Origin of the sequence: Bifidobacterium sp. WK041_4_12 (assembly GCF_041080795.1) — a bacterium.
Taxonomy (GTDB): Bacteria; Actinomycetota; Actinomycetes; order Actinomycetales; family Bifidobacteriaceae; genus Bombiscardovia; species Bombiscardovia aquikefiricola.
Genome location: NZ_CP129674.1, coordinates 1354052 through 1370194 on the forward strand (window position 1 = coordinate 1354052; position 16143 = coordinate 1370194).

At 54.4% G+C, this 16143-nt stretch carries 13 protein-coding genes; 4 read left to right on the forward strand and 9 right to left on the reverse strand.

Annotated features, from left to right (window positions below; translation table 11 throughout):
* Nucleotides 1-18 precede the first annotated feature (18 nt).
* From QN215_RS05815 to QN215_RS05835, 5 genes are all read right to left on the reverse strand, one after another.
* Nucleotides 19-252 carry a DUF3046 domain-containing protein gene (locus QN215_RS05815; protein WP_369343406.1) on the reverse strand — a complete coding sequence of 78 codons (234 nt, stop codon included), beginning with the start codon at nucleotides 250-252 and terminating at the stop codon, nucleotides 19-21.
* A 107-nt stretch (nucleotides 253-359) separates the two neighbouring features.
* Nucleotides 360-896 carry a helix-turn-helix domain-containing protein gene (locus tag QN215_RS05820; RefSeq protein WP_369343407.1) on the reverse strand — a complete coding sequence of 179 codons (537 nt, stop codon included), beginning with the start codon at nucleotides 894-896 and terminating at the stop codon, nucleotides 360-362.
* A 136-nt stretch (nucleotides 897-1032) separates the two neighbouring features.
* Nucleotides 1033-1614, reverse strand: a complete 582-nt coding sequence (locus tag QN215_RS05825) for a CinA family protein (RefSeq protein ID WP_369343408.1) — start codon at nucleotides 1612-1614, stop codon at nucleotides 1033-1035.
* Nucleotides 1615-1618: 4 nt separating this feature from the next.
* The gene (gene pgsA, locus QN215_RS05830; RefSeq protein ID WP_369345086.1) at nucleotides 1619-2242 is read right to left on the reverse strand and encodes a CDP-diacylglycerol--glycerol-3-phosphate 3-phosphatidyltransferase; all 624 of its coding nucleotides are present in this window, start codon (nucleotides 2240-2242) and stop codon (nucleotides 1619-1621) included.
* A gap of 218 nt (nucleotides 2243-2460) precedes the next feature.
* Nucleotides 2461-5214, reverse strand: a complete 2754-nt coding sequence (locus QN215_RS05835) for a DNA translocase FtsK (protein ID WP_369345087.1) — start codon at nucleotides 5212-5214, stop codon at nucleotides 2461-2463.
* Between the two features lie 108 nt (nucleotides 5215-5322).
* Between QN215_RS05835 and QN215_RS05840 the strand changes: the two genes are divergently transcribed.
* Nucleotides 5323-5460, forward strand: coding sequence for a hypothetical protein (locus QN215_RS05840; protein ID WP_369343409.1), 138 nt, complete (start codon nucleotides 5323-5325; stop codon nucleotides 5458-5460).
* A 115-nt stretch (nucleotides 5461-5575) separates the two neighbouring features.
* A complete protein-coding gene (locus tag QN215_RS05845; protein WP_369343410.1) occupies nucleotides 5576-6298 on the forward strand; it encodes a Fic/DOC family protein in 723 nt (240 codons plus the stop codon).
* Nucleotides 6299-6330: 32 nt separating this feature from the next.
* On the opposite strand, the gene miaA is transcribed toward QN215_RS05845, so the two are convergent.
* Nucleotides 6331-7341, reverse strand: coding sequence for a tRNA (adenosine(37)-N6)-dimethylallyltransferase MiaA (gene miaA / locus QN215_RS05850; protein ID WP_369343411.1), 1011 nt, complete (start codon nucleotides 7339-7341; stop codon nucleotides 6331-6333).
* Nucleotides 7342-7665: 324 nt separating this feature from the next.
* On the opposite strand from miaA, the gene QN215_RS05855 reads away from it, so the two are divergent.
* On the forward strand, nucleotides 7666-8385 hold the full coding sequence (locus tag QN215_RS05855; RefSeq protein WP_369343412.1) for a GTP pyrophosphokinase family protein: 720 nt from the start codon (nucleotides 7666-7668) through the stop codon (nucleotides 8383-8385).
* A gap of 86 nt (nucleotides 8386-8471) precedes the next feature.
* On the opposite strand, the gene QN215_RS05860 is transcribed toward QN215_RS05855, so the two are convergent.
* Nucleotides 8472-9302 (reverse strand): aldo/keto reductase, encoded by an 831-nt coding sequence (locus QN215_RS05860; protein WP_369345088.1) that lies wholly within the window; start codon nucleotides 9300-9302, stop codon nucleotides 8472-8474.
* Nucleotides 9303-9512: 210 nt separating this feature from the next.
* On the opposite strand from QN215_RS05860, the gene QN215_RS05865 reads away from it, so the two are divergent.
* Nucleotides 9513-10403: a Bax inhibitor-1/YccA family protein gene (locus QN215_RS05865; RefSeq protein ID WP_404978486.1), complete on the forward strand. Its 891-nt coding sequence runs from the start codon at nucleotides 9513-9515 to the stop codon at nucleotides 10401-10403.
* A 167-nt stretch (nucleotides 10404-10570) separates the two neighbouring features.
* On the opposite strand, the gene acnA is transcribed toward QN215_RS05865, so the two are convergent.
* Nucleotides 10571-13285 (reverse strand): aconitate hydratase AcnA, encoded by a 2715-nt coding sequence (acnA, locus tag QN215_RS05870; protein ID WP_369343413.1) that lies wholly within the window; start codon nucleotides 13283-13285, stop codon nucleotides 10571-10573.
* A gap of 206 nt (nucleotides 13286-13491) precedes the next feature.
* Entirely contained in the window at nucleotides 13492-16035 is a 2544-nt protein-coding gene (locus QN215_RS05875; protein WP_369345090.1) for an HAD-IC family P-type ATPase, read from the reverse strand.
* Between the last annotated feature and the right edge of the window lie 108 nt (nucleotides 16036-16143).

Here is a 16143-nt window from a genome sequence, read left to right on the forward strand (position 1 = left end):
CACACCCGCTCCATACGTCTACACCGCCGGCAATGGCGGCGCATTATGATCTTTTCCCCAACGCCTTGAATCAGGAATGTCCATCTGGTCGCACAGAACATTCCATACGACTCTCGGCTCAACACCTTGGTTCAGCGCTTCCACGACCGTCATCGAGTCCAAGGCTGCAAGCCTTTGATCATGCGAAAGACTGCGACCATAGACCCGTCCAAACACTTCTTCGAGTAACTGCCAGAATTCTCTTTCTCGCACCCATGACCTTATCTATGCTGTGAACAACTCTGCAATGAAATGCGACAATGCGGGCTACCTATCAACCCGCATCCTCCTCGACACTAGGATAGCCACACCAGTACCGGCTATCGTTCAAGCGATTCCAAATAATCTGCAACCATGCGAAGCATCTGCGGAACACTGACACCGAGTGCTTCAGCTATCGAACTCAACAACTCAGAACTTGCCTCTTTCTGTCCTCTTTCGACTTCAGAAAGATAGCCCAAGGAAACGCCTGCGTTCTCGCTCACTTCACGCAGCGTCTTGTGATCCTTCGTTCTCAGGTCGCGCAGCACATGGCCGATAGCCTCGCGCAGGGATACATGCTGAGTGCTGTCTGAAGAATCCTCTACAGAAATCTTCGCTGCGCGCTTTGCTTCAGGAGCATCTTCATCTTGCATCCACATACGGCTGAGAGCTGCCTGCCGGTCATCCTTGGCCTTTTTCGCTGCCTTGGCTCTCAGCACCTGCTGCTGGGCAAACATTACTGCCCGTTTCTGTGCAGGAGTTAAATCGCGCACACGCGCGTTGCCACGTTGAGGAAGTGATACCGGCTTGAGTTCATATGACTCACCACTGTGAGCCAGTTCGGTGCGATTCAATACTGAATTTTCAGTAACCATTGCATATCCCCTTTCGCCACCATCGTTTTCAACTACAACTCGTTCAACAAGGCTCAGGGCTGAATATTCCATCAGCGAAGGCATTTCGGACTCAATGTGAGCGACCTCACATTCGGGAATCACATTGATCCATCGGTTACTGCAAGCGAGCTGCTGTCAGCTCCAAAGCGTGCTCAAGATAGGTGAGCACATGGTGCACGGTCTCCAGACGCACCTGCTCACGCGAACCTTCTAGCTGCAGTCGATAGCTGACCGTGTGCGCTGAAGCGACACCTGATTCAGCGCCTTCGAGCGGTGAATAGATGCCCACATAGACCATCCCCGCAGGCTTGTCTCCGTCAGGACCTGGACCTGCCACTCCTGTGGTCGAAAGCCCGAATACCCTGCCTCGAATGTCATCTCGCTCATAGAGACGAGCCGTCGATTCAGCCATCTGAGCCGCAACACGAGGGTCCACCGCCCCGGCAGTATCGAGTATGTATTCGTCAACGTGCAGGATCGAAGCCTTGGCAGCGATGTCGTAGGTGACCGCCGATCCAAGAAAGACCTCGGACGCGCCTGGAATTCTGACGAAGGCATCGGCAAGCAGTCCGCCCGTGAGGGATTCGGCAGCCGCCAGATACAGTCCATGCATACGGCATGTGGTGATGATATGCGCTGCAAGTTCGTCTCGCTGCCGCTGCGACCGTGCAACGGCATTGTTCTCGTGCAACGACATGATCTTATTGCTTGCTTCTGCGCAGCGTGTGATACAGATATTCAGCGCCTGAATACAGGCACAGGATCAATGCGATGTAGACGACAGCCGCTGTAACAATGGTGTAGACATGAGCCGAAGCTGTTTCCATGCCTACCGCCGCTGGTATAGGGGCCAGCAGCAGAGCGATCGCACAGCATTCGAACAGGGTCTTGTATTTTCCAGCCTTGGATGCCGCGATAACGCTTCCGCCTGAATCGATGACCATGAAACGCATGACGGTGATGCCCAGTTCTCGTATCACAAACAGCGCGGTAACCCACCATGCAATCTCGCCGAAACATGAAGCGACCACCAACGCGGCAAGGATAAGCAACTTGTCGGCAATCGGATCGAGCAGCTTGCCAAGCTCGGTTACCTGATTGTACTTACGAGCCATCCATCCATCGAGCTTATCGGTTGAAGCCGCAATGATGAACAGCACTGTCGCTGACCAGCGCAGTGGCAGACTTTCAGAGCCGAAGCGGCCGGAAGCAATATACAGTGCCAAAAAAACGACGACAAGAACGATCCTGACATAGGTCACGAGGTTGGGAGGGCTGTTCCACCCGTCAAACAGGCTGCCACGAACATGGGCATCGGCCCGCATGACTTTGTCTCCAGTTGAATCTGACTCTGACTTGCCTTCAAGGTGTTCCTGCATGACCTCTCCTCGATCGCCGCCCTGCGCCACTGCCGGTGAAGAAAAAACCTTTGCATTGCAGCTCTGTATGTATGACACCCACACCATGCTACCCCGAAAGGGCTATCTGCATGGCGATGAGCGTCATAGCATTGGCGCTTCGCGCTTCCTATCGTTCCTATCTCTTAATTATGTGCTTCGACGTCTTGCTGCGACTGACTCAATGTTGGCTGAGACTGTTGCAGAGAGGATGTCTCACCCTTCAGGAATGAAAGCACCGCCTGCAAATCCTGTGGCTGCACGAGTACTTCGCGGGCCTTTGATCCTTCGGAAGGGCCGACAACGCCATGTGATTCGAGGAGATCCATCAAACGTCCAGCCTTGGCGAAACCGACGCGCAGCTTTCGCTGCAGCATTGAAGTCGAACCGAATTGCGTCGTTACCACCAGTTCTGCTGCCTGCAGCAGCACATCGAGATCGTCTCCGATCTCCTCATCGATTTCTGGTCGATTCTCTGCCTGCTGAGCCATCTGTTCGATGTCCTCGCGATAATGAGGCTTTCTCTGCGTTCTCACATATTCGACGGCACGGCGAATTTCCGATTCCCCAACCCATGAGCCCTGAACACGCAAAGGCTTCGCTGAACCCATGGGCAGGAAGAGTGCATCACCCTGGCCGATAAGTGTCTCAGCCCCTGTGGTATCGAGAATGACGCGGGAATCCGTTGCAGACGATGTTGCAAAGGCCAGACGTGACGGAATGTTGGCCTTGATCAGACCGGTGACCACATCAACCGAAGGTCTCTGCGTTGCCAGCACGAGATGCACGCCCGCAGCTCGTGCAAGCTGGGTTATTCGCTGAATGGAGCTCTCCACATCATTCTTCGCGACCATCATCAAATCCGCCATTTCGTCCACGACTACGAGCAGATAGGGATAGGGAGCGACCTTGCGCTGTGAACCTTCTGGAACATGCACCTTGCCGGCGCGAACAGCCTCGTTGAAATCCTTGACATGTCTAAAGCCGAAGTATTGCAAGTCGTCATAGCGAGCATCCATCTCCTTCACCACCCATTCCAAGGCCTGCGCTGCCTTCTTGGGATCGGTGATGATGGGTGTCAGAAGATGCGGAATGCCGGCATAGGCGCTTAATTCAACACGCTTGGGGTCAACCATGATGAGTCTGACCTGTTCGGGCGTTGAGCGCATGATCACCGAAGTCAGCATGGAATTGATGAAGCTGGATTTTCCTGAACCGGTTGCACCGGCGACCAGCAGATGTGGCATCTTCGTCAGATCGGCCGTGATGAAATGCCCTTCGACATCCTTGCCGACACCCGCAAGCATCGGATTGGGATCGGACTGGGCTTTGTCAGAACGAAGCACATCACCAAGATGGACGATTTCACGATCCACATTGGGAATCTCGATGCCGATTGCGGACTTGCCGGGAATCGGAGAGAGAATGCGAACATCAGAACTGGCAACCGCATACGCAATGTTGCGCTGCAGATTGGTGACCTTCTCCACCTTGACACCCGGACCCAGCTCAACTTCGTACTGGGTGACCGAAGGCCCTCGCAGGAAACCGACCACCTTCGCGTCGATGTCGAACTGTTGGAAGGTTGACTGCAACGCCCTGATGACATTGTCATTCGCAGGAGTTCTCGCAGCGTGAGGCTTACCTTTCACAAGAAGATCCATGGTCGGCAGCTGATATTGTGCCATGGACTCCTGGTCGTCTGCATCGCTGGTTTCAGCATCATCGGCACGCTGCACGGAACCATCGGCACGCCGTGAAGCTTGATCGGTGCCGTGTCCAGCAGTGCCATTCGCCTCTGACTGATACGCTCCTGCAACGGCATTGCCTGCAGATTCAGCGTCGCCACCAGCATGATGCGCCGCTGCAGCAGCACCATCGGCAATTGCTGAGGCACCAGTGTTCGCTGCTCCTGCTCCATAGGCTCCCGGCATGGCAACCGTTGATTCACCGGGTGTCATGCCATCGCCTTCGTTACGGTGCTGAGGCATACCGAGCATCTGCGAGGAAGCTTGGTCATCTGGCGAAGAGCCTGCTATAACCGAGGTTTCGTCAATGTCCCCATGCTGGCTTGCCGCCCGGACGAAGGGATCATCACCCTCGTATCTGTCGAGCTTGGCATCGTCATCCTTATGCCGGTTCAGGTGGAACAGACGCGTGAACCAGGAACCCCGTGTCTTGCTGCCATCCGCCTCGTCGGTGCCGTCATGGGCGGGGACTCCCGGAGCCAGCACCATCGTTTCATCGGCATCAGGCATACCCGCCGCGAATGTCGACACGTGAGAGCCATCGTCGCCCGCCGTGTCGCCAGCGTCGGCGCTGCGGCCGCGAAGCCTGCTGAACCCTGCCCTGCCGATATCCGGCACGTCAGTAACATGCAACCCTGCAATCATCAGTATCGAAAAGAGCGCAACCACGACGAACACGATGATGGCGAAGACATTCGACAGTCCCCATGCCAAGGGAGAGCCGAGGAAGAAACCGAAAAGTCCCCCAGCGTTCTGTATCGCCTCAAGATCGAAGCTTCGGGAACTAGCCGTTTTCGCAATGTCGAGAATCGAGCAGATCGACCACAGCATCAGAACCCAACCGCTGAGTATTCGTGGGTTGTTCTGGTCATCGCCAACGTGCCGTATGAGTCTGAAAGCGATATAGGTCAGCAGCACGGGCAGAATCAGGCTCATGACTCCCAGCATTCCTGATGCAGCAGCGTGAAGGACACGTCCCAATGCGCCCCTGACGCGAAACCATTCACTGGCGCAGAACAGCACGGCGCAGATCAGCAGGAAGAAGCAAGTGCCATCCCGACGAGCTGCCGGATCGAAGTCACCGACACCGGTCAGCGAGCGGACGATGGATGCGAAGCCACGAGGAATTGCCAGAGAGACCTTCTTCCACATCGACTCCTGCTGGTCCGACTCGGATTGAGAGTGTGTTGCGGCATTCCTTCCACGCGAAGGTGTAGATGATTGATGCTGCTGTGACCTCACATTGACCTCTCATATATCATGTCTCAATATCATGTTCATGCATTGAGGCTTCCCGGCGTGATTTCGCTGACCTATGTCATATGGCCGCACAGCAAGCAGCAACGAATCCATCTGCTCACACAACGCGGCATAGTGACGATACCGAATCCAGAATAGCCAGTGCACCGAATGAGTGGCGGATTTCGAAGAATTTCGCACAAACACCATACAGGACACTGCCAAAATGCTTCAATATCGGCAGAACGTTCCAAGAGCGGCTACCATCGTGTCTATGACGACCGATGCAGAACGTGCGAGCGCAGTCGCATTTGCTAGACAGAACTGCGCACTGGAACACATCACTCCAAGCGACGAGGCGCTCAATGCAGCTCGCCATCATATGGATCATGCGATTTCAGTCGGTGACATGGCAAGTTCAATCGAGCATCCCAGCGTTGCCGATTCAATCTTCTTCAATACGATTGCGCTTGGCGAGCTCGGCTGGAAGGCTTCGGGAGATTTGGATGAGCTGAAGGCAATTCATAGGCGCATCTTCGATGGCGTTTTCGACGATGCCGGTATCATCCGCACGAGCAACACCAGAGGCAAGGTGGGAAGAGCTGCGGATCCAGAAGCTTTCTTCCCTGCGAATCTGATCGAAACCGGTGCCGCAAACATTTCGACGGAGCTGAGCGATAAACGTAATCTTCATAGCCTGGACCGCGACGTGTTCGTGAAGGAACTCGCGCACGTCTATGATGAACTCGGCTATCTGCACCCATTCATCGGTGGCAATGCCGTCACGCTGCGCATATTCGCGTCACGACTGGCCCATGACGCAGGATGGGACTTGGATTGGGGCAAGGTGGATGCATCCACTTACAAGACTGCCAAGCGTAGTGCTTACGAAGGCAATACCTCGGATCTGGAACGCATGTTTCACCAGATGATCCGTCCGGCAAATCCTTCACGTACCTTCCTGATCGCCGGTTGGGAACAGGGTCCCGCTCACTGAGGAGATGCTGGTCAGGTAGGCGCTGTGCTGTCTCAGGTGCGCCAGCGTCGTCCCGTATCGCCGAGATGGTGCGAGGCATAGGTGTCTGCCTCGGCATCGAACCCATCGAACTCGCCTTGGTCGGCACGAATGATCACCTGCATGGCCTTGTCGACCAATTGTGGGTCAAGCGCCTGAATCCAATGAATCCTCGGGTCTCTGCCGAACCATCCCATCTGTTTTCGGGCCAGCCGCTTCGTCTTCTGGGCTATGGCTTCCTGGGCTTCTTCAAGCGTCATGGTGCCATCGAGGACTTCGAACATCTCCTGGTATCCAAGGGCTTTTGCAGCAGTGACTCCAAGCTTGGGACGCATGTCGCGCGCCTCGTCAAGCAATCCATGCCGTATCATCGCTGCCGTTCTGATGTCGATGCGTCTGTCAAGTTCATCTCTGTCAATGTCGAGACCGATTTGAACCGTGGGAATTCGATAGCAGTAATGCGGCAGGTTTGCCGAATAGGCCTTGCCGGTGATCTCGATGACTTCCAGGGCGCGAATGGTGCGGCGCACATTGTGAGGGTCCATCCGCGATGCCGCTATCGGATCTCGGTCTTGTAGCTGCGAGAACAGAACCGTTGACCCTTCGACTGCTGCGCGTCGTTCCAAACGTTCGCGAATCTTGGGGTCAGTGCCGGGAAAGCTCATTTCATCTACGGCGGCGCGCGAATACAAGCCTGAGCCACCTACGAGAATGGGACGAATGTTCCTCTGCTGCAATTGCTCGATGCACGCTCGGGATAGCTTCTGGAATCTGGCCACGGTCATCGGCACATGCGGATCGGAGATACCCATGAGATGGTGGCGAACCTCGTAGAGCTGGGCTGGCGACGGCTTGGCCGTGCCGATATCCATGCCTTTATACATCTGGTACGCGTCGGCATTGATGATTTCCGCTTCCATGTCATGATGGCGGAACACACGTACGATATTGATCGCCAGATCGGTTTTGCCCGTTGCTGTTGGACCAACAATCGAGATTACTCGTTGATTTAACAAGGTTGGCATTGCCGCATTCTTTCCACTCGCATATCATCATGGCGCTGCCCGGAACATAGCCGCACTGCTGCACGCATCACGATGCTGTTCAAGGGCATGACTGCTTGTTATAGTAGTCGAACGTGCGGGCCAGCATATGACTGACAAGGGAGCGACGTATGCGCTGGTGTCGCCCTGCTCTAAGATTCTTCTCATGGTTACGAGTGAATATAGTGGGCAGCTCATGACTTCATCCCCTTGAGTGCAAAACGCTGAGGGTAGAATGATGAACCCGGAGATGACGAACCGGTCTGCTATGGAAGGCAAACAGTGATATTAGATCGCAAAAATGTGATGAACTCGGCTGAATTGGAGCAAAGTCTGCAATCCTTTACATCAAGGCCAGGAAGCTCACTGTCCAAGGGCGACATCGCCGAATTCGTTGATCTTATGCAGGTATATGAGGGAGCCATGCACGAGATCAGCACGAAACTGGAAATACTCGATGACGAGTTCCAGGTCAGGTTCAGGCATAATCCGATTCATCACATGGAACGCCGGTTGAAGAGTATGACATCCATCTTCGGCAAGCTTGAGCGCAAAGGGCTTCCAGTCACGGTGGATGCCGTGAAAGACAATCTCTTTGACGTTGCCGGTATCCGCGTCGTGTGCAATTACCGCGATGATGTCTATTCCGTGTCGCGCTATCTGTCTGACCAATCGGACATTCAGGTCTTGAGGGTCAAGGATTACATCCGCAATCCGAAGCAAAACGGATATCGCAGTCTACATGTCATCTATGCCGTTCCGGTCTTTCTGACGAGCGGCCAGCATTTCACGCCGGTCGAGGTGCAGTTCAGAACGATTGCGATGGATTATTGGGCCAGTCTTGAGCATCAACTGCGTTACAAGTCGAATCTGCCTGACCAGAGACTTTCCGAGCATTCCCAAACCCTGCTTGATTGCGCGAAATCATTGCAGAACGTTGAGGTTCAGATGCAGTCGATTCACCGCGACATCAGCGGATCTCCCCAGGAAACCGAAAGTCCGCAGGAAGCCACCACTCAGGACTGAACGCCACTCCTGCTTGTTGCTGCTGGCCGCGACCAGGGCAACAAGCAGTGCAATGGTCACGACCAGAGACATGGCTTGACCGTGGGTCAGAAGTTGAAGTTGTCCGGGTCAGCACCGTTTCTCTTGCCGGTGTCTAAGGCGGATATGGCGTGCATGTCATGATCGCTCAGGCTGAAATCGAAGACGTCGAAGTTCTGCTCGATGCGTTCCTTATGCGTTGACTTCGGGATGACGATGACGCCTCGCTGCAGGTGCCAGCGAATGATGACCTGTGCAGGAGACTTTCCATAGCGATCGGCAATCGCTTGCAATTCTGGCTGCTTCAACAGACTGCCGCCAGTGCCACCCAGTGGGCTCCACGCCTCGACGTCAACGCGCATCTGGGAATTCGTCCAGTCGATCAGGGTCTGGTTAGTGAACTGCGGAGAGGATTCAATCTGGTTGACGGCGGGTTTTACCGAACTGAGCGCATGCAATTCCTCGAGATGGTGCTGCTCGAAGTTGCACACGCCGATGGCACGTACTCGACGCTCGAGGTAGAGCTCCTGCATGTCTTTCCAAGCTTGCTGCCATCCGTCTGCAGGCCAGTGGATCAGATACAGATCGACATAGTCGGTTCCGAGACGATCCAGGCTCTCCTCATATGCTTCGCGGGTTCTGCCAGCCCGAATGTCAGCGTTCCAGAGCTTCGTCGTGAGGAAGATATCCCTACGGTTCACCCCTGATTCGCGGATGCCCTGACCGACTGATTCTTCGTTATTGTAGGCGCGTGCGGTATCAATATGGCGGTAGCCGGATGCAAGCGCCCATTTCACCGCATTGACTGTTTCATCGCCTGCAGGGGTCTGGAACACTCCCAGTCCCAATTGGGGAATTGAAACACCATTGTTCAGCACTATCGTATTGTTGACATCAATATTATTCATATGCTTCCTCCTCCTAGAAGTATCCTCCTATGCGCTGATGACAAGGATTACCGGTTACGCCTGCCGCCAAGAACGCTCTGATCGGGGGATATTGTGCGACCATCTGCATCGCAGTGTCGCCTCCAGCTGAAATTCGGTTCTTAAGGAATTCGTAAGGTCTCTCCCCTACTATCAAGTGTACAGAGCAAAAGGAGAACAGTCATGACATTTGGAAGGCAACCACACAGTGGACAGCAGTCACAAAACCAGCAGTCTCAAGGCAATCAGATGCCAATGAACCAGCCAATGTTTGGGCAGTACAGCAATGCGACAGACAATCGCCAAGCTCAATATGGAGCTCAATACGCCACATCTGCCTATGGTTCGCAACCGCAGATGACGATGAATGGCCAAACCGCGTATTCGTATGAAAGCATGGAGAAAGCAACCCACGCTTCAGTCACTCGAGCCTATGGAGAAATGACCCTGGGACTGGTGCTGACGGCGGTCGTTGCCGTGATCGCTCAGTCCACTGGCGCGCTTGAAGCCTACATGAGTGCCACGGGCATCATCGGATGGATTGCCTTGGCAGTCATTCAGGTTGGTCTCGCCATCACGCTGGGCGCACGAATCATGAAGATGAGTTCAGGAACAGCTCGATTGATGTTCTATGTCTATGCGGCACTGATGGGCTTCACCCTCAGCTCCATTTTCTGGGCATTCAGTGTCGGTACGATCGTGATCACGCTGGGTCTGTGCGCGGCATTCTTCTTCACACTGACAATGATTGGCATGACCACCAAGCTCAACATGCTCAAGGCTGGCCCAATTCTGATGGTTGGTCTGCTGGTGCTCATCGTCTCTCAGGTCGTGCTGATGTTCGTCGCGCCAAGCGCCTCCACCTTGAGAATCGTCGCCGCCATTGGGCTGCTTCTGTTTGCAGGCATGACCATGTATGATGCCCAGCGCACCCGTCTGATCTTCCAACAGGTTTCCACGCAAGGTCCTGAGATGGTCAAGAAGGCATCCATTCTGTGCGCCCTCAACCTCTACCTTGATTTTGTGAATATGTTCCTCTACCTGTTGCAACTGGTGGGCTTGAACAACAATTAACACCGACACATCCCCTGCAAGCGTGATATGAAACGAGATGCCGAGTTTTGTTGCCTTTTCAAAGTATCAAACGCTGTTTTGGGTTCAATCGCAGAGCCAAATCAGCGGTTATAAGAACTTCTACTTTGAAAAGGCAACAAAACTCGGCATCTCGTTGTTTTATGCCCTTATTTGGCGCTTTTCATCAGGTTTCGTAGCACATATTGCAGAATGCCACCGTTGCGGAAGTAGTCGGCTTCACCGGGGGTATCGATTCGAACGATAGCAGCGAAAGTGATGGCCGCTCCATCGTCTGGCGTTGCCGTGACCGTGACGGTCTGTGGAGTGATGCCATCGTTGAGAGCGGTGATGCCTGCAATGTCGTAATGCTCGGTACCGTCAAGGCCTAGACTTTCGGCGCTTTCGCCTTCTGGGAATTGCAGGGGCAGCACACCCATGCCAATGAGATTGCTGCGGTGAATGCGTTCGAAGCTTTGCGCAATGACTGCCTTCACTCCCAGCATGCTCGTACCCTTGGCAGCCCAGTCACGCGAAGAACCGGTACCGTATTCCTTGCCGGCAAGCACTACCAACGGAACGGACTCAGCACGATAATGCTCTGAGGCTTCGAAGATCGTCGTCGGCGCATGGTCGATGAAGTCATACGTGAATCCACCCGGTGTGACTTCCTCGCCGACAGAGGCGAGCAGCTGATTGCGCAGACGAATGTTGCCAAAGGTTCCTCGCACCATGATCTCGTGATTGCCGCGCCGTGAACCATAGGAGTTGAAGTTCTTCGGTTCGATGCCATGCTGCTGCAGATAGACACCTGCTGGGCTGCTGGCCTTGATTGCGCCTGCGGGAGAGATGTGATCGGTCGTGACTGAGTCACCGAGCAGGGCAAGCACTCGGGCATGGTGAACGTCCGCTACCGGAGCAGGGTCACCACTCATGCCATCGAAGAAGGTCTGCTTGCGAACATAGGTTGAGGCGTTATCCCATGCAAAGGATTCACCTGCCGGAACGTCCAAGCTCTTCCAACGGTCATCGCCCTCGAACACTGAAGCATAGTCCTTGACGAACATGTCGCGACTTACCGTTTCGTCGACTACTTCCTTGATGGCTTCGTTCGATGGCCATAGATCGCGCAGATACACCTCGTTGCCTTGCGAATCCTCCCCCAGTGACTGCCTGTCGAAATCGAAGTCCATCGTGCCGGCAAGCGCATAGGCAATGACCAGTGGCGGAGAGGCAAGATAGTTCATCTTGACGTCGGGGCTGATTCTGCCTTCAAAGTTTCGATTGCCGGAAAGCACTGCGGTTACCGAAAGATCATTGTCGTTGATGGCTTGGGAGATTGCAGGGTCAAGGGGTCCTGAATTACCGATGCAGGTTGCGCACCCGTATCCGACGAGCTGATAGCCTAAATCGTTCAGATCCGTGGTGAGTCCGGCCTTGTCAAGATAGTCCGTGACGACCTGTGAACCAGGTGCCAGAGAGGTCTTCACCCAAGGTTTCGGCTTGAGTCCACGATGATGGGCATTGCGGGCAAGCAAACCTGCCGCAATCATCACCGATGGATTCGACGTGTTGGTGCAACTGGTGATCGAGGCGATGGCAACGTCACCATTGCGCAGCTCAAAATCTCCGTGGGTTTCAGTCGCAACAGCAACTGGTTCCGTATTGGTGGACTCCGTGATGTATGCAGGCACGGTCTTCTCAAAGGTCGACTTGGACTCGGTCAGCATGATGCGATCCTGCGGACGCTTAGGACCGGCAATCGAAGGCACGACTGTGCTCAGATCAAGTTCCATGTATTCAGAGTATTGAGGCTCCACATACTCGGGATCCTTGGTGTCGTGCCACAGCTTGTTGGCCTTGGCATATGCTTCAACCAGTGCAATCTGCTCGTCGCTGCGCCCAGTCAGATGCAGGTAGTCGAGTGTCACCTCGTCAATGGGGAATATGCCGCATGTGGAACCGAATTCAGGACTCATGTTGCCCAGCGTCGCGCGGTTGGCAAGCGGCACGTTCGCAACACCGTCGCCATAGAATTCGACGAACTTGCCGACCACGCCATGCTGACGAAGCATGTCGGTGATGGTCAGCACCATATCGGTCGCCGTAACACCTTCGCGGAAGCTTCCTGTGAGCTTGAAACCGACGACACGCGGCACCAGCATGGAAATGGGCTGACCCAGCATCGCAGCCTCCGCTTCGATGCCGCCAACGCCCCAACCGAGAACGCCCAGACCGTTCACCATCGTGGTATGTGAATCGGTGCCGACACACGAATCCAGATAAGCCAGCTCACGGTCAGGATGAATGTCAGACTGCTTGCTCATGACCACTTTGGCCAAGTATTCGATATTGACCTGATGGATGATGCCGGTCCCCGGAGGCACGACGCGGAAGTTGTCGAAGGCTTGCTGCCCCCAACGGAGGAACTGGTAGCGTTCGCGGTTTCTCTTGTATTCGATGTCCATGTTGCGTTCGATGGCATTGGGGACACCGGCAACATCGATCTGCACTGAATGATCGATGACCATCTGCGCAGGAACCTGCGGATTGATGACTTCAGGGTCGCCGCCCAGATCGTTGACTGCATCGCGCATCGTCGCCAAGTCAACGATGCAAGGCACACCGGTGAAGTCCTGCATGACCACGCGGCTTGGCGTGAATTGGATTTCATGACTTGGTTCCGCCTGTGGATCCCAGTCAAGCAAAGCCTTGACATGGTTGTCGGTGATATTGGCACCATCGACGTTACGGACCAGATTCTCGACCAATACCTTCAACGAGTATGGAAGATGATCTATGCCAGGCAGATTGGCGATTGCATAGTAGTCAAACTCCTTATTGCCGACATGCAATGTTGATTGCTGATCCTGATGCACAGACATGCTACCTCCGAATATGCTCATTCATACGCTAACAACGCATGAAGTACGACTGTCAAGGCACAGGCTCATTCATTGCCGTTACGCTGAAATACCTGCCCTATTGCCGACACGTGGTCTGCTCCTGCAAGAAGTTGAAGAAATCAACTTATGAAGCGCTCATCAACCTTAGCATCGACCAACCTCAGCTTAGTTCTAGCGTGTTTGTATTACGACTGAGATAATTCGCTCTCGGCTTGGCGATGACTGCTGAAGCGGTCTGCGACCCAAGTAATTGCCGCGAAGAGAAGCGCTGCGCAGAGCATTGCAATCAATGATACGAGCATAAGCCTGCCGGAAGGAATGATCAGCTGGAAGAAACTCGCTACTGGTGGAATCACCGCTCCCAAGATCCCTATCAGAGCAAAGGCGGCAACCAAGATGCCACGCCATGAACGCAAGGGACGAGCCACTCGGCACAGCACAAGAATGCCCATGACGAACAGTATGATCGCGCAAACCATGCGCCAGGCGTTCAGATCCGCATCATTGCCCAGATTCCAGTGCATCATCTCAGGTATCAGCCAGGCTGCGAGCAAGACTGACAGGCCAGTGGCAATGCCACTGGGCAATGCGAAGGCAACGACTCGAGACAGGAATCCCGGCTTGTATGCCCTGGTATTGGGCGCAAGCGCAAGCAGGAACGCTGGTATGCCGATGGTCAGAGAACCGATATAGGTGATATGACGCGGCAAATATGGGAATGGAATTGCAGTGAGCACGACTCCGAGGGAAATCAGTGCGGAATACACCGTTTTCACGACGAACAGGGATGCCACGCGTTCCATGTTGGCCATGACCTGACGGCCTCGAGCAACGACGTCCGGCAGATGCGAGAACTTGGAATCCACCAGAACGACCTGGGCGACCGCTTTCGTAGCTGGAGCCGCATTGCCCATGGCGATGCCTAAATCGGCTTCTTTCAATGCGAGAGAGTCATTGACTCCGTCACCGGTCATCGCGACAACATGATGCGTGGTGTGCAACGCCTCAACGATTGCCTTCTTCTGTTCGGGCAGAACCCGGCCGAGCACATCGACATCCTCAAGCGTGCTCGCCAGCTGATGGATGTCCTCAGGCAGCTTTCTCGCGTCCATGACGCGTGGCTGCTGCTGTCCGGTCAGTTCGACCTTGGCGGCTATTGCACCGACCGTTGCCGGATTGTCGCCGGAAATCAGACGGCATCGAACCCCTTGATCCCTGAACCATGAAAGCGTGCGCTTCGCATCGGTGCGAATGCGTTCGGAACATGCAATCAGGGCATGTGGGTGCAATGCACCGGGAAGCTTCTCGGATATTTCACGTTCTGCGGAGTCTGTATGTGTCTGAGTCTCCTCGGCAAGCAGCAGTACGCGAGATCCTGCTGACGCCAGCTGCTCTACCTGTTGGGTGAGCTGATCTTCACTCTGCTGGCTGGATTCAGTGCTGGCAATGCTGGAGCTGAGAATTTCCGGGGCTCCAAGATACCACGTCGATCCATCCGCATATCGGATGGCACTCCACTTTCTTGATGACGAGAATGGAAGCCGAGCTTCGATATCCTGTGATTTCGTATAGGAATCCAAGCCTTTGAGGATGGCTTCGGCTGTGGCATTCGGATTGTCCTCGCCGCTGACGTCAACCGCCCGCTGCTCCAGATCGTGCTGATCGTGTTGAGCGTGCTGAGCGTGCTGAGCGTGCTGGTCGGCATGGCTCGGTTCTTCATTTGAGGAATCGAGCGCGATAAGCTGTTCGAATGCGATGCCACCATCGGTGATGGTTCCTGTCTTATCAAGATTCAGGGCATCGACGCGTGCCAGCGTTTCCACGGATTCCAATTCCTGCACCAGTGTGTTCTTCCTCGCCAGACGAATCGTGGCAAGTGCAAAGTTCAAGGATGTCAGGAGCACGAGGCCTTCAGGAATCATGCCGACAACGCCAGCTACCGCAGCGACGACGGCCTGACGCCAGTGACCGGATGCAAAGGCCTGGCTGAATCCTCCGACAGTGCGCATCTGCGTCCATATCAGGAGGATGCACAGCGGAATCACCACAATCGTCATGACCTTGAGAATCTTGTTGATGCCTTCGTTCAGATCGGAACGATTCTTGCTATACACTTTGGCCTTGGCAGTCAGACGCGCCGCATAGCTAGCCTTTCCGACAGCAACGACCTTGCCCAATGCGAGACCCGAAACGGCGGTGGTTCCGGATAGAGCCTCATCGCCATCCTTTTTCCTGACGGTCCTCGATTCTCCGGTCAGCATGGACTCATCGAGTTCAAGGCCGTAGGAGTGCGCAATCTTGCAATCGGCAGGAATCTGCTCCCCCGAACGAATCCACAGCATGTCATCGATGACAATCTGCTCGCCCGGAATCTCCACATCCTTGGAATCCCTACGAACCAGGAAGTTCGATGCCACCAGAATCGAGAGTCTGTCAAGCGTCGCCTTTGCCTGAAGTTCGGTAGCCACGCCGATTCCCGAATTTACGATGATGACGAAACCGAAAACGGCATCCTTCCATTGCCCTGTCAGCAGCACCAACACCATGGCGGAGAAAATCAGAGCATTGAAGAAGGTGAATACATTCTCGCGAAGAATCTGCAGCAGAGACCGTGAACTCTTGGTATCGGCACGGTTGACCTGATGATTCGTGACGCGAGATTGAACGTCATCGGCGCTCAGACCTTGTTCCTCGACCTGCGGCATCGAAACCGAAGAGTTGTGCTTCATCTGTGATGCTGGTCTGCGTGTATCCAAGGATTTCCCATTTCTGTGCTGAACTACCGTACGAGTATTGCCCCACTTGATGCATTATCATAGTATTCGAACATATGTTTG